This is a genomic window from Clostridium sp. (assembly GCF_036643715.1).
Taxonomy (GTDB): Bacteria; Bacillota; Clostridia; order Clostridiales; family Clostridiaceae; genus Clostridium.
On the sequence record NZ_JAVXRL010000001.1, the window covers coordinates 130,239 to 149,883 of the forward strand.

17 protein-coding genes are annotated in these 19,645 nt (G+C 28.1%); 3 read left to right on the forward strand and 14 right to left on the reverse strand.

Translation table 11 applies throughout. The features are described 5' to 3' along the window. Nucleotides 1-70: 70 nt before the first annotated feature. Nucleotides 71-4,048, reverse strand: a complete 3,978-nt coding sequence (locus tag RSF37_RS00620) for an Ig-like domain-containing protein (protein WP_332562430.1) — start codon at nt 4,046-4,048, stop codon at nt 71-73. A 168-nt stretch (nt 4,049-4,216) separates the two neighbouring features. Here RSF37_RS00620 and RSF37_RS00625 point away from each other — a divergent pair, with 168 nt between their 5' ends. Continuing rightward, on the forward strand, nt 4,217-4,537 hold the full coding sequence (locus RSF37_RS00625) for a hypothetical protein (RefSeq protein WP_332562431.1): 321 nt from the start codon (nt 4,217-4,219) through the stop codon (nt 4,535-4,537). A gap of 55 nt (nt 4,538-4,592) precedes the next feature. On the opposite strand, the gene RSF37_RS00630 is transcribed toward RSF37_RS00625, so the two are convergent. Continuing rightward, nucleotides 4,593-5,573 carry an FUSC family protein gene (locus RSF37_RS00630; protein ID WP_332562432.1) on the reverse strand — a complete coding sequence of 327 codons (981 nt, stop codon included), beginning with the start codon at nt 5,571-5,573 and terminating at the stop codon, nt 4,593-4,595. Between the two features lie 238 nt (nt 5,574-5,811). Between RSF37_RS00630 and RSF37_RS00635 the strand changes: the two genes are divergently transcribed. Then, the gene (locus tag RSF37_RS00635; protein ID WP_332562433.1) at nt 5,812-6,456 is read left to right on the forward strand and encodes a dUTP diphosphatase; all 645 of its coding nucleotides are present in this window, start codon (nt 5,812-5,814) and stop codon (nt 6,454-6,456) included. 55 nt (nt 6,457-6,511) lie between these two features. On the opposite strand, the gene RSF37_RS00640 is transcribed toward RSF37_RS00635, so the two are convergent. The 10 genes from RSF37_RS00640 to RSF37_RS00685 form a co-directional block, all read right to left on the reverse strand. Beyond that, nucleotides 6,512-6,853 carry a zinc ribbon domain-containing protein YjdM gene (locus RSF37_RS00640; protein WP_332562434.1) on the reverse strand — a complete coding sequence of 114 codons (342 nt, stop codon included), beginning with the start codon at nt 6,851-6,853 and terminating at the stop codon, nt 6,512-6,514. 192 nt (nt 6,854-7,045) lie between these two features. Then, the gene (locus tag RSF37_RS00645) at nt 7,046-7,849 is read right to left on the reverse strand and encodes a PHP domain-containing protein (RefSeq protein ID WP_332562435.1); all 804 of its coding nucleotides are present in this window, start codon (nt 7,847-7,849) and stop codon (nt 7,046-7,048) included. After that, entirely contained in the window at nt 7,839-8,543 is a 705-nt protein-coding gene (locus tag RSF37_RS00650) for a phosphonate C-P lyase system protein PhnL (protein WP_332562436.1), read from the reverse strand. Before RSF37_RS00650 ends, RSF37_RS00645 begins: the two co-directional genes overlap by 11 nt. A gap of 12 nt (nt 8,544-8,555) precedes the next feature. Next, the gene (gene phnM, locus RSF37_RS00655) at nt 8,556-9,740 is read right to left on the reverse strand and encodes a phosphonate metabolism protein PhnM (protein WP_332562437.1); all 1,185 of its coding nucleotides are present in this window, start codon (nt 9,738-9,740) and stop codon (nt 8,556-8,558) included. A 13-nt stretch (nt 9,741-9,753) separates the two neighbouring features. Continuing rightward, nucleotides 9,754-10,599, reverse strand: a complete 846-nt coding sequence (locus RSF37_RS00660; protein WP_332562438.1) for an ATP-binding cassette domain-containing protein — start codon at nt 10,597-10,599, stop codon at nt 9,754-9,756. Next, entirely contained in the window at nt 10,592-11,455 is an 864-nt protein-coding gene (locus RSF37_RS00665) for an alpha-D-ribose 1-methylphosphonate 5-phosphate C-P-lyase PhnJ (protein ID WP_332562474.1), read from the reverse strand. The genes RSF37_RS00660 and RSF37_RS00665 overlap by 8 nt, the downstream gene beginning before the upstream one ends. Then, on the reverse strand, nt 11,439-12,542 hold the full coding sequence (locus RSF37_RS00670; RefSeq protein ID WP_332562439.1) for a carbon-phosphorus lyase complex subunit PhnI: 1,104 nt from the start codon (nt 12,540-12,542) through the stop codon (nt 11,439-11,441). The genes RSF37_RS00665 and RSF37_RS00670 overlap by 17 nt, the downstream gene beginning before the upstream one ends. Continuing rightward, nucleotides 12,543-13,142, reverse strand: coding sequence for a phosphonate C-P lyase system protein PhnH (gene phnH, locus RSF37_RS00675; protein ID WP_332562440.1), 600 nt, complete (start codon nt 13,140-13,142; stop codon nt 12,543-12,545). It lies immediately after the preceding gene. Nucleotides 13,143-13,144: 2 nt separating this feature from the next. Then, nucleotides 13,145-13,567 carry a phosphonate C-P lyase system protein PhnG gene (gene phnG / locus RSF37_RS00680; protein WP_332562441.1) on the reverse strand — a complete coding sequence of 141 codons (423 nt, stop codon included), beginning with the start codon at nt 13,565-13,567 and terminating at the stop codon, nt 13,145-13,147. Between the two features lie 140 nt (nt 13,568-13,707). Then, complete coding sequence (locus RSF37_RS00685; protein ID WP_332562442.1) at nt 13,708-14,421, reverse strand: GntR family transcriptional regulator; 714 nt, start codon at nt 14,419-14,421, stop codon at nt 13,708-13,710. Between the two features lie 171 nt (nt 14,422-14,592). Between RSF37_RS00685 and RSF37_RS00690 the strand changes: the two genes are divergently transcribed. Continuing rightward, complete coding sequence (locus RSF37_RS00690; RefSeq protein WP_332562443.1) at nt 14,593-15,057, forward strand: GreA/GreB family elongation factor; 465 nt, start codon at nt 14,593-14,595, stop codon at nt 15,055-15,057. A gap of 54 nt (nt 15,058-15,111) precedes the next feature. On the opposite strand, the gene RSF37_RS00695 is transcribed toward RSF37_RS00690, so the two are convergent. Together RSF37_RS00695 and RSF37_RS00700 are read right to left on the reverse strand one after the other, a co-directional pair. Then, on the reverse strand, nt 15,112-16,341 hold the full coding sequence (locus RSF37_RS00695; RefSeq protein ID WP_332562444.1) for a polysaccharide deacetylase family protein: 1,230 nt from the start codon (nt 16,339-16,341) through the stop codon (nt 15,112-15,114). Nucleotides 16,342-16,469: 128 nt separating this feature from the next. Continuing rightward, a complete protein-coding gene (locus tag RSF37_RS00700; RefSeq protein ID WP_332562445.1) occupies nt 16,470-19,565 on the reverse strand; it encodes an SNF2-related protein in 3,096 nt (1,031 codons plus the stop codon). Between the last annotated feature and the right edge of the window lie 80 nt (nt 19,566-19,645).

Here is a 19,645-nt window from a genome sequence, read left to right on the forward strand (position 1 = left end):
GTAAAATATGTTAGAACAATTATATCATATATTAAAAGTGCTAATCCACTTTAGGATTAGCACCTTTAAACTACTTTCTTTTCAAATATATTCCTATAGCTATAGTAACTACACCAATTATACTTATCAAACCAATATCCTTCCCTGTTTTAGGTAATCTATCTTTTATAAGCATCTCATCTTTTGGTATATTATTCTGATTACTATCTGGTTTATTATTTGGTTTATTATTTGGTTTTTCATCTGGTTTACTGTCTGGTTTTTCATTTGGATCTGATGGATTCTCAACTTCATTTTTCCATTCATTCAAGTTTAAAATAGTAGGTAAGTTATTTGGGATACTCTCACCTTCCATAAATGGAGCCATCCAAACATCCACTGTTCCTTTTTTTCCTTTATTTCTTATTACTAATTTTTTTATTCCTTTATTAAGGTTTTGTCCATCTGGATTAGGTGAACCATCGTATGGTTTAGCATCAACTATCTCAAATTTATTATTACCTTCTGTAAGAAGTTTTATATATAGTCTCTTATCATTATCCTTAAGTATAACTGCCTTACCATCTTCAATTATTTCTGCATCCTTATCTATATGCATCTGCCATACAACTTCGCCTGAATTTTTCAACATATATTCATCTCTTATAAGAAGTTCTTCTCTATCTATAAATTTAAAACCTCTCTTTATATCTAATGCCTCTTTCCAATATGCATTAGTCATATCTATTATTCCATACCCATCTTTTTTCTCATTTAATTTCATATCTATTATTGGTGAAAAAACATCGACTTCCTGATCATATCCTTTTCCGGGATTAATTATTAATGTATTATGTCCCTCGGCTCTCTTTCTATAATAATTCCATCTTCTACCGCCCTCTTCTTTTTCCCAATATCCCGGTAAATTATAATTTTCTTTTCCAAGATCTAATGCCCACCTTACACCTAATGAATCATAAACAAATGATCCTATATCTAAATCTCCATGTGGTGCACCATTTAAACCACCTTTAAATCCAACAAAACTTGATAATTTATCATCCCAATCTTTTCTCATAGTTATTACTGATTGTCTCTCTTTATATGCTCTATCTAACTCCCTTGGACTCTCTCCCTTATATAGTTCTGGCTTATACCATAATAAATCGTATACATTAACAACGGCTTCATCTTGATCCATATAATATTTGTGATACCAAGTAAGATCTTCTCTATCTAATTCATTTGCAAACCAAAGGCTCAAATATCCAGCAGCTAAATTTTTATCATTATCTGAATAATTATATGATCCATCCTTACCTGTCATAAACATTGGGTACTCAGGTGTCTCCTTAATACCAGGTGCATTAATAAATGGATTTTCTCCTTTCATTGCTGAACTTACTGATGATAAGAAATATACTAAATATCTAGTTCCATAATCCCAATATGATATCCCTTCTATTGAATCCCCCTCTGGGTAATATTGCGTTAATCCACTTTGAATTGATTTAAATCCTTCTTGGATTATTTCTTTTGCCATAGGATCATTATTTTCACCCATAATAGCTAATGCACCAGCAGTTAAACCTGTATTACAAACAAAATTCCAATTATACTTATCTTCAACAAAAAAATGAGAATTATTTTTATAATACTTTAACCCTATACTTAGAGCATTTTTTACTAATGCTTTTTCGATAATTTCCTTTTGATCCTTATTTAAATAAGAATATAACCAGTCAAATCCAATTGCTACACCAAATGATGTCATAGTAGCATCTAAATAATGTTCATGACTCCAATCTGGATAATTAACACTAACATTTTCTAACTCCAACCATGCTCTATCAGCATATTTCTTTTCTCCAGTAATTTGATACATGAAAGCTAGATCCACAATATTTTTTGATGCTGTAGTATCAAGCCTTAATCCATCTGGTTTGTTATATGGTATAACAGGTGAATTTAATGTTTTATTTATTTTCTTCTCTAGCTTAGAGAACCATTCTTTAGCATTTTTATCGTTCTTCACAAGTTTTTGTAATTCCAAGAATTCTGACTTTGATGCCAATAATCTTGGATGCTCATTAATTACTAAATCATCAATCTTTTCTATTGATGGAGCTACAAATATATTTCCTTCTGCTATAGTCTTATTTCCGAATGAATCCTTAACCATTATTTTTACTGAATCATATCCATTAAAATCTTTTTTAGGCGTATAACTATACTTATCTTTATTTAAAACTAATTTACCATTCTTTGCTTCATCTATTACTTTAAATTCTAAACTTTCACCCTCTGGATCCTTTGCATTAAATTGTTTATCCTTAATGATCTCATTCTCATTTAACTTAATATTGAAATTTTCAAATAAAGGTGCTTTATTTAATTTTTCAATTTCAACATTTACTTTAATAACAGCAATATTCTTATTTTTGTCTTCAACCTTCAATACAAACGTATCATTTCCATAATAATTTTTATTTGGATAATATTCAAAATCCCCATTTGAATTAACGTTGACTGTACCAAATTTAGCACTTGTTAAGCAAGAGTATTTCAAAGGTAAACCGGTTAATGATTTAGCTTCTATTTTTCCTTTTATAATATTATTCTCCTTACCTTTTAATGTACCTATTTCTTTTATACTTATTTTATCTGATTGTCCAACAATTACTGGAACTTCAACCTTAATGTTCTCTTCTTCATGCCTTATAATAATATTACATGCGCCATTATCCACTCCCTTTACAGTACCTGTGGAGTTTACTGTTGCTATTTTTTCATCTGAACTTTCATATATTACATTTTTAACAGTAGCATTTTCAGGTTTCATCTTAATATTTATATTATCACTTTTACCTTTATTTATTTTTACAATACTTGGTGTAGCTTCTATACTAATTGGCTTTATATACGGATCCACTTCTAAGTTATCAATCCATACTCTTCCCTTAGCATCATCATATAAATATTCAAAGACAATACTACCTACGTTTTCTTTTGGTAAGTCTATTGTATACTTAATGTTTGTCCACTCCATATTTTCTTTCAAATTCAAATCAACCATTCCCATGGGTTCAATTTTCTCTCCATTTGGAGCTTTATATTGAAGTCGTAATATTAATCCTTTTCCACTAAAATTCTCTGTCTTAATCCATTGATTAACTTTTAATGATTTTCCTTGAACTTCATCTGGTATATCTCTTATAGTCTGATTTAATGTCCCCCTTGCTGTCTTATTTAATTCTCCATTTTCTAATTTAACAGAACTATTTCCTTCATATTTAAATTTATTATCTATTGAAATATTAAATTTATTACTTCCACTTTGCCACTTCCCCCACTTATCTGGAGTTCCATCTGACTTACCTTTTTCGAAATATCCATTTTCAACAAAACTTTTTTTATCTTCTGGTACTTCTGGATTCATTTCAGAATCACCAATACATATAAGTTTAGGATCATTGAAATATACTAAACCAGTGCTATTATTTGAGATATAATTTTCTACCTTTAACCCAAATACTTCCACCCCGCCTATACTATTTGGTATATCAAATTCATAACTTAATTCTTTCCATTCAGAGTTTCCTGTTACTCTAGGTTCTAATTCAAAAATTTCTAATTTTTGATTACTCTTATTAACTATTTGTAATCTTACATATGCTCCATTACCTTTGAAATCTTTAGTTTTTATCCATTGAGTAAACTTAAATCTTTTATTTAATTCTTCTTTGGCTAATGGTATTGTTTGATGAATAATTACTGAGTTGCTATCCTTCTCATTAACATTTACTACTAAAGAATTTGGTTTATTCTTATACTCTATCTTTGAAATTGATGACTCATAATTATTGCCCTTCCCATAAAATTGCCAGTAATCCGGTTTACCATCTAAATTATCATCTAAGTAGGAACTATTTTTAATTAGATTATCATTTTCCCTATTACTTACAGCTTGTACAAACTCACTTGGTAAAAGTAAGTTTAATATGAATATACAGGATACTAATCTAGCTATTTTTCTCTTAAAGTCATTTTTAATAGTAGCATTCTTCATTATCTTAATCCCCCTTATAAAATTTTACATATATTATTATATAATACCATTTAAACGTTATCAATATTATTTTATTTTCGTATATATATTATTTCCTATGTAAGCTAGTATTCCCCCGTCTTATTATGTATAATAAAACATATAAGTAAAAATAAGGGAGTTAAGTTTATGAAAAAAATTTTATCTATAATATTACCAAGTTTAATAATAGTATCATTTATGCTCTTAAATAGAGATGGTAAAGGTATTTTACTCGGAATATATTTATTATTCCCCATCACATTTATTGTACAAGGATTACTTCATTATAATCCAAAGAAAGACTTAGCTTTAGGATTTATATTATCTTCATTAGCATTTATTATACCTATAAATTTATTTTTCAAAATGGGTAGTTGCATTGAATTATTACTAATCTATATAATACTTGGCTTTATTAGCTTTAAAATTAAAGAAAGATTATTTAATAAACACTCGCATTCAGTGTAAGAAACAAATAATTAAACGGACAGGCTTTAGTGTAATCTAAGCCTGTCCATTTTAATTATAAACACTCTTTTAAATTATAGTTCATAATTCTGATTTCTATCTTGCTTATTAGATAAATTAACAGTATTCCTATCAATAAGAATCCTAATCTCAATGTCATTGCTGTAGGTGTTGTAAATACTGACATAGATGCAACTAATGCATTAATTGTTACAAATATCATTTTTATTCCATACTCCTCAATAAAAGTATAAATATATCCTAATACAATTGTTAGTAAAGAAAAATACTTATATGGTACTATTATCTTAAATAATAATATAAATATTCCAAATCCTATAATTGTACTTATTAGTCTTTTCTTCATACGATTTTTTGTCTCTTCATAGTGTGGTTGTGTAAGAGACATTACTGCTATACTTATCCACATTCCCTTCTCTGTTCCGATTATTTTTCCAATTAATACAGCTAATCCAATTCCTATTGCCATTTTAATTGAAAACCTTAATCTATCATCTTTTATTTCAAAACCATCTTTAAATAAATCAAAGATTGTTTTATTTTTGATTTCCTTATTTTTTCTAGTTAAATATAGTACTAATGCTATAATAATTCCTCCAACCAAGGAAGCTATCAGTCTAATAAATAATTTAGATGTATTAACACTATTTCCTTCAACAAATACAAACATTAAAATAAATGGAAGGAATGCTTTAGTCTCTACATTTTCTGTTGTTAAATACATTATAAAAAATATTGATATAACATTGATAATAAAGCCTAACAATATATTTATATTATTTAATGATGCAATAAAGCCTATATATGTAACTAATCCTATTACTAACAGTACTGTTTCCTTTATGTTGTAACCTAAATCCATCTTTAAAAACATTAAAGATCCTGTTATTACTGTTACTCCAATTAAAATATTTTCATTACCAAAGATGGCCACATATACATTAACAAAGCCAATTATAAATAAAATTAAAACTAATTTTTCAAATAATATTTTCTTATTAATATTCTTAATCAAATTTCTTCACTCCTAATTTTAAAATAGCATATAATCCCATATGTTTTTACCAATGAGAAATTATACTCTTCATTTTAAAAAATCTCAAGCTATTATATTAATTTAGGGAAATAAGTCTTTATAATGAACACTTTATATAATTTATTAATTATCATTATTTAAAATAATACTAAAATTTCTTAATGTTATACTGTAAATAAATACATTGTTAGATTTATTTTTTAAGGAGGATTTTTACATGAAAAAGAACAATAGTAGAGATGTATACATTGAATATGATGAAACTGCCACAATTCCCAAATACGAAACCCCTTTGGCTGCTGGTGCAGATTTATTTGCAGCTGAGGATATGATTATAAAACCATTTGATAAAGTTGCCTTACCTCTTAACTTAAAATTTGCTATACCGGATAATATGGAAATTCAAATTAGAGCAAGAAGTGGGTTATCATTAAAAACATATTTAAAGATATCCAATTCAATAGGAACTATAGATGCTGACTCTGTAAGTAATATTTCTGTTATATTAGAAAATAATTATAATATAGCAAATTTACCATATGAAATAGCAAGCGATATAAATATTCTAAAAGATTTAAAAGACAATTATAGAGAAGTTATGCTAAAAGACTACTTAGAAGAACAAGGAAATACATTAGAAGATATAAATAATATGGAAAAAGCTTATAGAAAGCTTTTAAAAACATTTATTTATTTAGATAAACAAGGAAACCCTTATGGAACTATTTATATAAAAAAGGGGAATAGAATAGCTCAAATGGTTCTTGCAAAATACTATAAAGCTAACTTTATAGATAGCACTAATGTTGCTGACATAAAGGGAGTTAATCGTGGTGGTGGATTTGGGCATACTGGATTTTAATAATCAAAAAAGCTAGGCAATTAAGCCTAGCTTTATATATTATCTAAATTTTATTTTATAACTTTTTAACAAACTCAGATTTTAATTGCATAGCACCAAATCCATCAATTTTACAATCAATGTTATGATCTCCATCAACTAAACGTATATTTTTAACCTTTGTACCTTTTTTAAGTGCTGATGAACATCCTTTTACTTTAAGGTCCTTAATTACTGTTACAGCATCACCGTCAGCTAAAATATTTCCGTTTGAATCTTTTACTATTAATTCATCCTCATTATTATCGCTTCCTGATTCTAAATTCCATTCGTAAGCGCATTCTGGACAAACAAAAAGAGCTCCATCTTCATAAGTATATTCTGAGTTACATTTTGGGCAATTTGGTAAAGTACTCATTATTTAAATTCCTCCATTCATTATTGTTAATTATATTTCGATTTCTTCTTTTGTAACTTTAAAAAATAACAATTTTGAAATCGGAAAAGACATATAGGTATTTACTTATATGTCTTATGCTTTTATATATTATCATAATTTTTTTATATTTACAAACCATTTCTAATTTTTTTAAAAATAGTATTCTAAAATCTATGGACAAAGCTCCATTCCTAAATAATTTTTGCAATCTCCATACTTACCATGAAAGTCACTGCCACCTGTTAACATTAAAGAATATTCCTTTGCTATAGCTTTGATTTTCTTAATATCCTCTTCATTATGACTTGGATGATTAATTTCTACTCCATCTAATCCACATTGTACTAATTCTTTAATTATTCCATAAGAGTTAAGTTGACCTGGATGAGCTAATACTGCAATTCCACAATCAGCTTTAATACATTTAATAGCCTCTTTTACATCCACATATTCTATATCTCTACTACATATTCCATCTCCTTTGAATAGTTTCCTATAGAGATCTGAATATATTCTATCGGTATAACCTTTTCTTATGAGTTCCTCCATTATATGTTGCTTGTATAAAACACCACTTTCAATGCTTTTTTCATATATTTTTTCAGAATTTATTTCGTATCCTAATTGTATTATTTTATTTAATTGCCATTTCGTATTTTCATTTCTGTCATACCTTATTCTTTTACATATTTTTTCAATGTTTTTTGAATAACTATTAAGACCTAATCCAATGATATGCACTTTCCTGTTATTTTCAAAGTCATATGCAGAAATCTCTACGCCACCAATTACTCTAATCCCAATTTCCTTCCCGTATTCCTTTGCTTCATCAATTCCCTTTGTAGTATCGTGATTAGTTATTGCTATAACATCTATTCCTTTTGACTTTGCCATATCAATAATTGCTTTTGATGAATATGAACCATCTGAAATATTGGTATGCACATGTAAATCAGCTCTTATTTTATATGCCATTTGAAAACTTCCCCTCCTCCATGTTATATGTTCTATCACAAAGACCTTCCATAAATTCTAAATCATGAAATATGCCAAGCATAGTTGTTCCTTCTCTTTTCAATTTCTCTATAAGCTCTCTTACTCTAAGTTTTGAACTATTGTCTAAGCTGGCTGTTGGTTCATCTAGTAGTAAAAGTCTTGGTTTCTTAACCATAGCCCTTGCAATATTTAACCTAAGTTTTTCTCCACCTGAAAAGTTATTCGGATAACTATCCCAAAGTTCCTTGTCTAATTCAAAGTGTTTTAAAATTTCTATCGCTTTTTCCTCTGCATAATTTATATCATGTCCCATTTCTAACATAGCACCTTCAACTATTTCTTTAGCTGTAGTTCTTGGCATTACATTTAAAAATTGTGACACATATCCTATTTCATTCTTTCTCAAATATATTATTTCACGCTCTTTTGCTGTAGATAAATTAATACTACTAAACTTTTTGGAGTTATATATTATTTCTCCCTTCTCTGGCAAATACGTTCTATAAATACATTTTAAAATAGTTGATTTTCCACTCCCGCTCTTTCCTGTTATTCCAATAAACTCTCCCTCTTTTAAGGATATATTTATATCACTAGATGCTTTAATATATTTCTTTAAATTGTGTAATGTAAATGACTTACTAAGTCCTCTTATCTCTAATAATCCCTCCATACTACTCCCTCCTTACACTCTATAATTCATACTAAATACTAATTTACCATCAACAAAAACTTTTGAAAGTGCTGGTCTCTCCAAATAATCTTCATTTATTATAAGTAAATCTGCTTTTTTCCCTTCTTCAATTGACCCATAAAGCTTGTCTATTTTAAGTGCCTTTGCTGGATTTAAAGTAACCATATTAACTACATCGGATAACTTTTGATTATATTCATCTTTTAGTATGAATATTGAATGTAATAATGCTTGTGGGTAATAATCACTACATAATATATCTATACTTTCTTCCATAATTGCTTCTGCTGCAGAAAGATTTCCTGAATGTGAACCACCAATTATTACATTTGGAGCTCCAGCTATTGTATAAAGACCCATTTCTCTTGCTTTTTTTGCAACATCTATCGTTATCGGAAATTCACTTATATTCATTCCAATATCCTTTACAAACTCAAGTTTATCTATAGTATCATCATCATGTGATGCTACTGAGATATTATTTTCTCTTGCTATATTCACTATTTCCCTCATATTGTTTATAGTTAACTTTTCTCTACCTTTGCGTTCTTTAATAATTCTATCTATCTCTCCATCTTTTTTCTCAGTATATCCTTTTAATGTATTTCTATATACTTCAAGGTCTCTATATTGACCTTGTCCTGGAGTATGATCCATAAATGATATTAGATGAACACTTTTTTCTTTAATATATTGCTCTAAAATACTCAAATCTCTAAAATTATCTACTTCAAATCTAGCATGAAACCTGTGTCTTATTAAATGTTCTTCATTGCTTGTATTATTTATTTCCTTAACAAGTTTTTTGACATTTTCAGTTTTTCTTATTTCTTTATTTGAACTAAATTCATCATCTTTATAAAAAGAAAGTGAGTGATACATTGTTGTAATTCCAGATGTTAATAATATCTTTTCACACTCTTTTAACCCAAGTCCAAAATTCATGATACTTGTTGGTCTCGGTGAAACCATATTCTCTATATAATCTGAATGGATATCAATAAATCCAGGAGTTAAATAGCCTCCATTTGCATCAATAATTTCGTAATCCCATAATTGGACAGATTTATCACTTCTAATTATCTTACTTATAATATCTTCCTCAACAATTAAGTTATATCCCTCTAATATTCCATTCTCAGTTACTATTTTTCCGTTTTTAATTAAGTACGCCATATTGTACTCCCCCTTATAATAATGAATACACTAAAGATTGAGTGTATTCATGCTGTGGATCTTCTAATATTTGATCTGTCAAACCTTCTTCGACTATTTTCCCATTAAGCATTACAATAGTTCTATCTGCAAGCATTCTTATTACTCCTAAATCATGAGATACGACAACCATACTTATTCCAATATCTCTTTGAAGCCTCTTTATTAAATCTAATACGTTAGCTTGTACTGATAAATCTAATCCTGTTGTTACCTCGTCAAGCAATAATATTGGTGGATTATTTGAAAGTGCTTTAGCAATTTGAACTCTTTGTTGCATTCCACCTGAGAAATTTTTTGGTGCTTCTTTCATTCTAAATATAGGTATATTCACACATTCGAGTAGTTCCATCGCTCTCTTATTCATAAGCTCTACATTTCTATCTCCGGCACAAATAAGTTTCTCTGCAATATTTGCTATACACGAAAAATCCATATTTAATCCAAGCATTGGATTTTGATATACTTTACCAAGAACGTTATTTCTTATAAATCTTTTTTGTCTTGTCGACTCTAAAAATATATTTATAACTCCATCTTTATAATTACTCATATACGCTCTTCCACTGCTTACTTCTTGATCAAAGTAAAGACATTGCATCATTGTAGACTTCCCACTTCCACTTTCTCCAACTACTCCAAGTATCTCCCCTTCATAAACTTCAAAAGATATGTCCTGACATGCATATACAGTTCCACAGTTACTGCAATAATTTTTCTCTAAACTAGCATTTTTTAAGTCTCTACATTTATTGCAACCATCACCAAATTGCTTTCTTAAGTTTTCTACTTTTAAAATTGCCTTATCAAAATTACTCATATACTACTTGAGCCTCCTCTTCATAGTTATTCATTCTATTTAAACAGAAAATTGTATCATTACATTGATAGAATGTTTCCTTTGTAGTATCATCTTGAATCTCATCTAAATAAACATTATTAGCTCCACAAAGTTTGCAACATTTACCTTCGAAATTTTCTGCACTAAATTTATAATCTTCAAACTCTAGAGATTTCACTTCAGTATATGGCGGTATCGCATAAACCTTCTTCTCCCTGCCAGCTCCAAGAAGAATTAATGCTTCACTATTATTCAATTTTTTATTATCATGTTTTGGAATTGGACTTGGAGCCATAACATACCTGCCTTCAACTGTAACTGGATGGTCTGCCCCCGTTGTCATCTTAGAATATTTTATTATTTGTTCAAATAGCATTAAATAAGCACCACTGTACTCACTATCTGCATGAAGTCTTTTAGTTATATATTCACTTGGTTCTATTACTCTAAGAGGTTCAGGTGTTGGAACTTGAAGAACTAATATTTGATCTTTTTTTAAAGGTTGCTCTGGTATTCTATGTCTTGACTGAATTAAGGTTGCTTTTGAAGTTTCTGATGTTATTTGAACATTTGTAGTTTTCTCTATTAGCTTTTTTATGTTTACTGCATTTACTGATTCATCCGACCCTTGATCTATTACTTTTAAAATATCTTTTTTACCTATTAAAGAAAGGGTAAGTTGTAATCCACCAGTCCCCCACCCTCTACCAATAGGCATTTCTCTTGATGCAAACGGAACTTGATATCCTGTAATTGCAATCGCTTTTAAAGAAGCTCTTCTAATTTCTTTTTTAGAACCTTCATCAAAGAAAGCAAAGTTATATTTTATATCCATTTTCAAAATTCTCCTCCCTAGTCCTTCTCACACTATTAAGTTCAGATTGGAATGTAACATAATGAGGTAACTTTAAGTGAGACATAAATCCTGAAGCTTCAACTGTATCAATACTATATAATACAAATTCTTCATTACCCGTTGGAAAATCCTTATTCCTCTCTTCAAGACATCTATCTAATATGCTCATTGATATAGCTTTAGTTTCATTCTGCCCAAAGCACATACCATATCCTATTTCAAACATTCTCTCTTCCGTTCCATTATCTAATTTTCTTGAACTTGGTATAAGTGTTTCAACTTCTGTTACTTTTATTTCTCCTATATAATAATCATCATTTTCATATTCACTATTTCCAATATATAAAGGTACACATCCAACTCTAAGTTCACCAACTGTTGGATGCTCTATCCCACTCATTCTAAGTGATGAATAAGCTAACGAAACTACAGCCCCTGTCTGCCCTCTTGTTAAGCTTTGTAATCTTTCACTTCTTTTAGTTGGAAACTCCATTGATTTTTTCGTTATATCAACTGGCTCACTATTGTCAATTGATATATCCTCTATTAACATCTCTTTTCTTAAATAATTTAATACTTTAGGAATGCCCTTCACCTGACCTTCTATTTTTTTACAATCTAAGTTAAATCTATTAAGCCAATCAATACTTTTACTTAATATTTCTCTCTCTAAAGAAAAGTCTAAAAGCCTATGTGTGTAATCATAAGATGCACCTAAAATTTGACCACCAATTATATCTTTGAAACTTGCTGATATACGTCTTTCTACTCGCATATCCTCTGTATTTACAGTCTTTGTATAATACTTTCTCTCTAATGTAGATCTATATGCTCTTATTAAAAAAACAGCTTCTTCTACATTCCCTTCTGATTGCTTTATCGCAAGAGATGCTAATCTCTCTGAATATAAGCTCCCCTCAGACATTACAATGTCAATAAGTCCACGCATTCCACTTTTTACGTTTTTAACATCAACTATATTTCTATTTTTAAGTCTTTCATACTTTAATCTTCTTATTGACTCATCTATTGCAATAGTCCCACCTTTGACTGCAACATAACCCATTTATAAACATCTCCTATCCTCAATATTTGTAGTTCTTGGAATGCACATAATCCTATTCTCTTTATCTAAAATAACTATATCAATTCCCCTTGGAAATTCTATATTTTTATCTTCTCTAGCAGTTTTAAACTTATCATATTTTGGCAGTCTTATTTCTTTATAATCTTTAATTCCAGGCCCCTTTAAAACCACATTATATCCATCTAATATATTAGGAACTTCAAATAAAATTAGAGCGCTTTTATGAGGATTAATTAAGCTTCCATTTTTACAATTACAAATAATCTCATTTAACATCTCTATATTTTCTTCTGATATAAATATAAAATCACTTTTTGAAAATTCTTCTACTTTACTACCTGTAAGCTCCTTTATAATATTTTTATCTTTTTCAGTATTAGTAGACTGTATATTAAAGCTAACTTCACCATCTAATAACATTAACATAAGCAATTGTGTGCCTTTAAAACAAGTAACATAGGACTCCATATCCTCACATTCACAACTTAAATTTTCTATCTCACCTGGTCTGCTCATTGAGTTCAATAATTTTCTATAACCTCTTTGAGTTTGATGTACAATATCAAAAATATTTTCCATAATTATCCCTCCATAGTATTAAAGTTAACTTTTGTTTTAAGTATTTTATTTTTCTCTTCTTCATCCTTAATCCTTATATGATTCTCTTCTCTTTTTAAAACATCATAAAACAAATCACATTCCTCTAATCTTCCCTTATAAGCTGCATCAATAACTGCAAGCTTGTAACTAAGTTCTTCATCATCACTTGCAATAATGCCGATACCAAGATTTCCATTTATATAAACTTTGCACTCTGTTATAAGAACTTCTCCAATATAAAACAAGCTATTTTTTGCTCCTTCTCTCACCTTAATCATAGTTAACCCTGGCTCTGCTGATTTTACTTTCATAACTTTATATTTTCCTTCAATTATTTCACTTAAAGATAATGCTATTTCTCTTCTTCCACGAATCAAAATTTCGGTTCTTCTCTTCCTATCCATATTGAATCCCTCCTATCTTTTATTTAATTGTATCTCGGTGCCATGTTAAGTACTTATAAATCACTGTTAATTTGTGTTAAAAATCAACGCAAAAAAAGCCTTAAAATATTTTTAAGACTTCTAACTTTTGTATTATTTTTTTATATTCCGTATGAAAATTTATCACCACGATAAATAGCCTCAGTATACTCTAATACTGTATTAGATTCTAAATCTATACAGTTTGTTTTTAACCTAAGTATTGGTGACAACTCGTATGCTTCTAAAAATTTTCTCTCATAATAATCTGGATAATCTATTGAAAGTAAACACTCTTCACTTTTAAAAACTGAAAAACCTTTTTCTTTGTAATAATCAAATATTGATTTAATCAAATGTCCAACTTCATTGATATCATTGAATATTTCACGCCTCACATAGGATATATGAATGGCAACAGGTTCATTATCAATTAATCTAAGCCTACCAATCTTATAAACTTCCTCTTCCTCTATTGCATTTAGTTTATCGTATATTTCTTTTATGTAATCTATCTTTTCGCAAAATATATTTATAGTCTCAACATTATATCCACACTCTTCTAATTTTTTAGAAAAACTTTCATCTCCAGTTAACGTAAGCTTTATCTCTTTATTTCTCTCCATTACAAATCGCCCTCTTCCTTGTAAAGAGTACACATACCCCATTGTTTCTAAAGTTTCATACCCTTTACGAACTTCTATTCTTGGAATGTTAAACTCTTTAGATAAGGTATTATCAGAAGGCAATTTGTCATCTTTTAAATATTTATCATTTTTAATCTCTTTTATTATTTTATCTATAATCATTTGTTTCCCACTTATATCATTCATCATAATTCAAACTTCCTATTCCACACTTTCTTTCGACTTGTACCATCCACCATACAATCCCCCCTTAAATTCTATATATTATATATTATCAATAATTTCAATTTTTTTCCACATGCAATTTTGTCTTTTCCCATATATGTTATATAATATATTTCAAAGGAGGTTTAGTTTTTTATGAATAATACGCTAACCGAAGAAAACATTAGAATTTTAAGAGAAGAATTAGAATATAGAATGTCTACAAAAAGAGCTGAGATTGCAAAGGAAAAATTAGTTGCTGCTGCTCATGGTGATAGATCAGAGAATGCAGAGTACAAGGAAGCTTGTGCAAATTATAGAGAAAATGATAATAGAATTCAATATTTATTAACTATGATTTCAACAGCTACTGTAATAGATGATTCCACTTTAGATAAATCTGTATTAGGAATTAATAGTAAAGCTAAAATTAGATTTGTAGAGGACAATGATGAAATTGTAATAACATTAGTTACTACTTTAGATTTAGATCCTGAAAACATGTGTATAAGTATTGAATCTGATTTAGGAAAAGCATTATCTGGAAAGAAAGCTCACGATATTGTTGAAGTTGATGCTCCAGGTGAAAAATATACAGTAGAAATATTAGAAATATTATAATATTTTACAAAAAGAGGCTGTAGCACTGAATATATAGTGCTACAGCTCCTTTTTTTATTTCATTACAGGTCTAGATTTATCTATTACTTCATCAACATTAAAGAATGTGCTGTTAACTTCATCCTTGGCTTTATTAAATGAAAATCCATCAATATTAAATCTAGAATTAACTACAGTATTATTTATAAATTTATCTTTGGACTCTTCCCTTGATACATTGCAATATATATCAAACCCAAATTTCTTTGCTAAATTAAAACTCTTTCCCTCTAATGTTGTTCCAAATGGAGCTATGAATATGTTTGTCTCTCCTATTATTGGTTGTATCCTATCTTTCCACCTATTAAAATCTGATAATAATTTATTATAATCTGGTGACTCTCCAAAATAACCTTTACCATTATGTGTATAGGAGTGACTTGCAAAAAGCCATCCAGTCTCCTTTAATTTGTTAACAACTGCTTTAGCCTCTTTTATATTTTCTTCAGAGTTTAATCTATATCCTAAAACGCCCTCATACCCTGTTACTGCTAAAATACCTTTAGCACCTCTATATGAAAATTCAGGATTATCTTTAATAAAATCATCTAAAATTGGCACCATATCTCCATCTCTTGTTATTTCTGATTTATTATTTTTATTCCTTACTGCAGTTGATACCTCATTATTTTCATCAATGATTAATCTATCAGCAAAGCCATCCTTTTTCATATATTCATAATAATTAACATCATCTTGAGAAATAATTAATGGTTTTTTACCTTTTGGTAAATATATTTCCTTCCTAATCATATTCCCGTCTTTATTGCTTCCATAAATATCATTAATTTTCATTAATACAAATCCTTGTTCTTTTAAAAGCGGTAACATTTTTTTAAATTCATTAGTTGTGTTAAACCACATATTATATCCAGTGGAATCATGTCCTACATTATCAAAAGCTAGCTCTGGATATACAATAAGACTATGGAAAAATATATGATTAATAGTTCCTTCATATTTTACAAAGTTTTTTTTATAATTCGTATATTCTTCTACAACTGAATTTATATCTTCATCTATAATTTCTTTATCTGAAAGTAGTAACTTAATTGCCTCATCAATATAATATCCATTCTTTAAATACTCTGCTTCATCTAACATACGTTCCTTTTTCTCTAGTATTTCACTATTTACTGAAATATCTTCATTATAATAAACTTTCTCATTATATTTTACTACTATAAAAATTCCAGGAATCATAGCTAATAGTATTATACTCAACACTTTAAAAAGATTTTTCATTGTAGCCTCCTATGAAAAAATATTTATACTTTCATTGTATAATGTTAGTATTTGTATAAATATCTTTTTTAATTACATAAGATTTACAATTCAATAAAAAAATGTTACATTTTGCAAACATTTATATACTATTCAAATAAATTCAATATTTCTTCCTCACTTAATCTTTTTAAGCCTTTTCCATCCATAACTTTTCCGTCCATTAGACTTTGAATAAGCTCTTTTTTCTCCTCTTGCATTAGCACAATTTTCTCCTCAATTGTATCTTTAGCTACAAGTTTAATTACTTCAACAACATTTTTTTGGCCAAATCTATGCGCCCTATCTGTTGCTTGGTCTTCAATAGCTGGATTCCACCAAGGATCAAAATGTATTACTACGCTTGCTGATGTTAGGTTTAACCCTACCCCTCCAGCCTTTAATGAAATTAAAAATACCTTGATATCTTCATTTTCATTAAACTCATTAACTTTTCTCACTCTTTCCTTTGCTGATGTTCCTCCATCTAAATAACTGTAATTAACTCCTTCTAATTTAAAATCCTCCTCTATCTTCTTTAATACAGAAGTAAATTGAGAGAACAATAATATTTTCTTTCCATCTAAACTGGATTCATTAACTAACTCTTTAACTATATTTAGCTTAGCACTCTTTCCTATATAATCTGGTATTACAAGGGATGGATCTAAACATATCTCTCTTAATTTTGTTAAATACGAAAATAGATTAACCTTGTCTTTAGAATAGTTAATCTTATCTTTAATTTCCTTTACATAAGATTTGTATATCTGTTTTTGCTTTGAATTCATTTCTACTAAATATTTCTTCAAAACCTTACTTGGTAATTCATCTAATACATCTTTTTTAAGTCTTCTAAGTATAAAAGGTGCTATTAAAGCCTTTAATTCGCATATGTTATCATTAATAATAAATCTTTCTTTAAATCTTTCCTTTGTAAATAGATATCCTGGCATAATAAAATCAAAGATTGACCATAATTCCATTAAATTATTCTCTATCGGAGTTCCTGTTAATGCTATATTACACCTTGATTTTATTCTCTTTACTGAAACCGTCGCTTGTGCTATTGGATTCTTTATATTTTGCGCTTCATCGATTATACAGTAATCAAAAGACATATCATTATAGTTTTCTTCATCATTTTTTAATGTTCCATATGTAGTTAAAATTACATCATACTTTTTATAATCTTTCAAAACTTTTTTCCTTGAATCTTTACTTCCATGAACTAATCCTACTCTTAATGATGGTGCAAACCTTTCAAACTCGTCTTTCCAATTGTAAATTACTGATGTTGGCGTAATTATAAGTGTCTTTGTTCTCTTTTGAGATACTATAAAAGCTATTATTTGAATTGTTTTTCCAAGTCCCATATCATCTGCAAGTATTCCACCAAAACCTAATTCTGTTATTTCATTTATCCATTTAAAACCTGCAACTTGATAATTTCTAAGTTTGGCATTTAGAGCTTTAGGGACTAGTTTCCTTTTATATTTTTTATCTAATAACTTTTGAACTATTTCTTGAAGTATTGATCCACCACGTATAAATGATAAGTTTCTATCCTTTAGTTTTTCTTGAAGATATAAAATTTTATTTTTATCAATATCAATTTCATTTTCCTTAAGCCCTAAGTCCTCTATAAGATTTAAAAACTGTATTACACCTGGATCTTCTAAATCTAAATAAGAATTCTTATTTTTATAAAATCTCGCTCCATTTTTCATAGAATCAATACTTTCTCTTAATTCCTTGATTGTAAAATCTGAAATATTGTATTTAAGTCTATAGAAGTTATCAAATTCATTTAGTTCAGATATAATAGACTCTGAATTTATTAGTTTGAAATCATTAAAATCATTTGAAACTTTTACAATTCCAATCTCTTTTAACCTTTTTACTCCATAACTTAATACTTCATATATGTCCTCATCATTACCTATAAACATAAAATCTTTCTCTTTTTTTATGAACTTAAATTTTTCAAGTTCCATATCAATTAAATTCTCTTTTTTATAGTCTCTAAGAAAACTTTTATCTGACTTATCTTTAATCAAATCAATTATATAATTACAGTAGTTTAACTTTACATTGCAATAAATATATCCTTTTTCCTTATAAAAATAAAAACTAGGTTTCAATAATCTTGACTTAAACTTTTTTGTATTTTCATCTAATACTATATTATTAGTAATATCCTTTAAATTTGCTAATAAATCATTTAAACTTTCTAGTGATTCTTTGTATCTTATACTGTTATTCTTTAGAAATTGTTTATGGAAAGGAATATAGGAAATTAACTGTTTATTCCTTGGCAAATATATATTTCTATCAAAAAACATAGCATCTCCAACATTACTTAATAATATTGGGAACTTATTGTGATGTCTTAGAACAAACCCCTCATTATCTAACTTAACTGTTAAAGCTACGGGAACATTTTCCTTCTTAACTTTCACTTCATAGTTGATTGAATCATAAGTAAATATAATTTTTTTATTTTTATCTATTAAACTCAAAAAATCTCTTATTTCATTTTGATATAACTTCAAGTATTTCCCTCTAATTTTTTGTTTGTTTGCTTTTATAAATTCGATTAAACTATTATCCTCATTAAGAAATTCATCCTTTAGTGGATTATAAGTAAATGCTCCGTTAAGTCTCATACCCTTTTTAGACTCCACTCTACTTATGAAATCCTTAATATCAATGATTAAATGTGTATTTAAAGTTCCAATTCTAAATTCACATTGGTATGATGGTATCCCATCATTTTTAATACATCTAATCATTAAATCTAATGCTAAAAATCTCTTACTTTTAAGTTTTTTTAAGTCTTTATCTACATTTTCAACTTTTGCTTTAGTGCAGACTTTTTTCTTTGCTAAATTATAAAAAGTATACCCTGTTGCTATAATATGTTTACAAACATAGTTTCTTATTTGTCTTCTATTCTCCTCAAATACTTCACAAGTACACTTTGTATCTATTATCTTATCTGTTTCTGCATTAATTTTTATATGTGTACTATATGTATTACTTTTATTATCATTTAATACTCTTCCATAAATATGATAAGTTCCTTCAATCCTTTTACTAGTCAAATCTTTTATAGCTGCTTCTTTCGCTAAAGCTTTACCTTGTTTTCTTGTAAAAGGGGAACTTATCTTTAATAAATTTTCTGTAATAATTTCTAAGTTCAAAATCCTCATCCCCTTTTTTTAATAAAAATATTATATCATATAATACATACTGTTATTTCTATATACTTGAGTTCTTATAC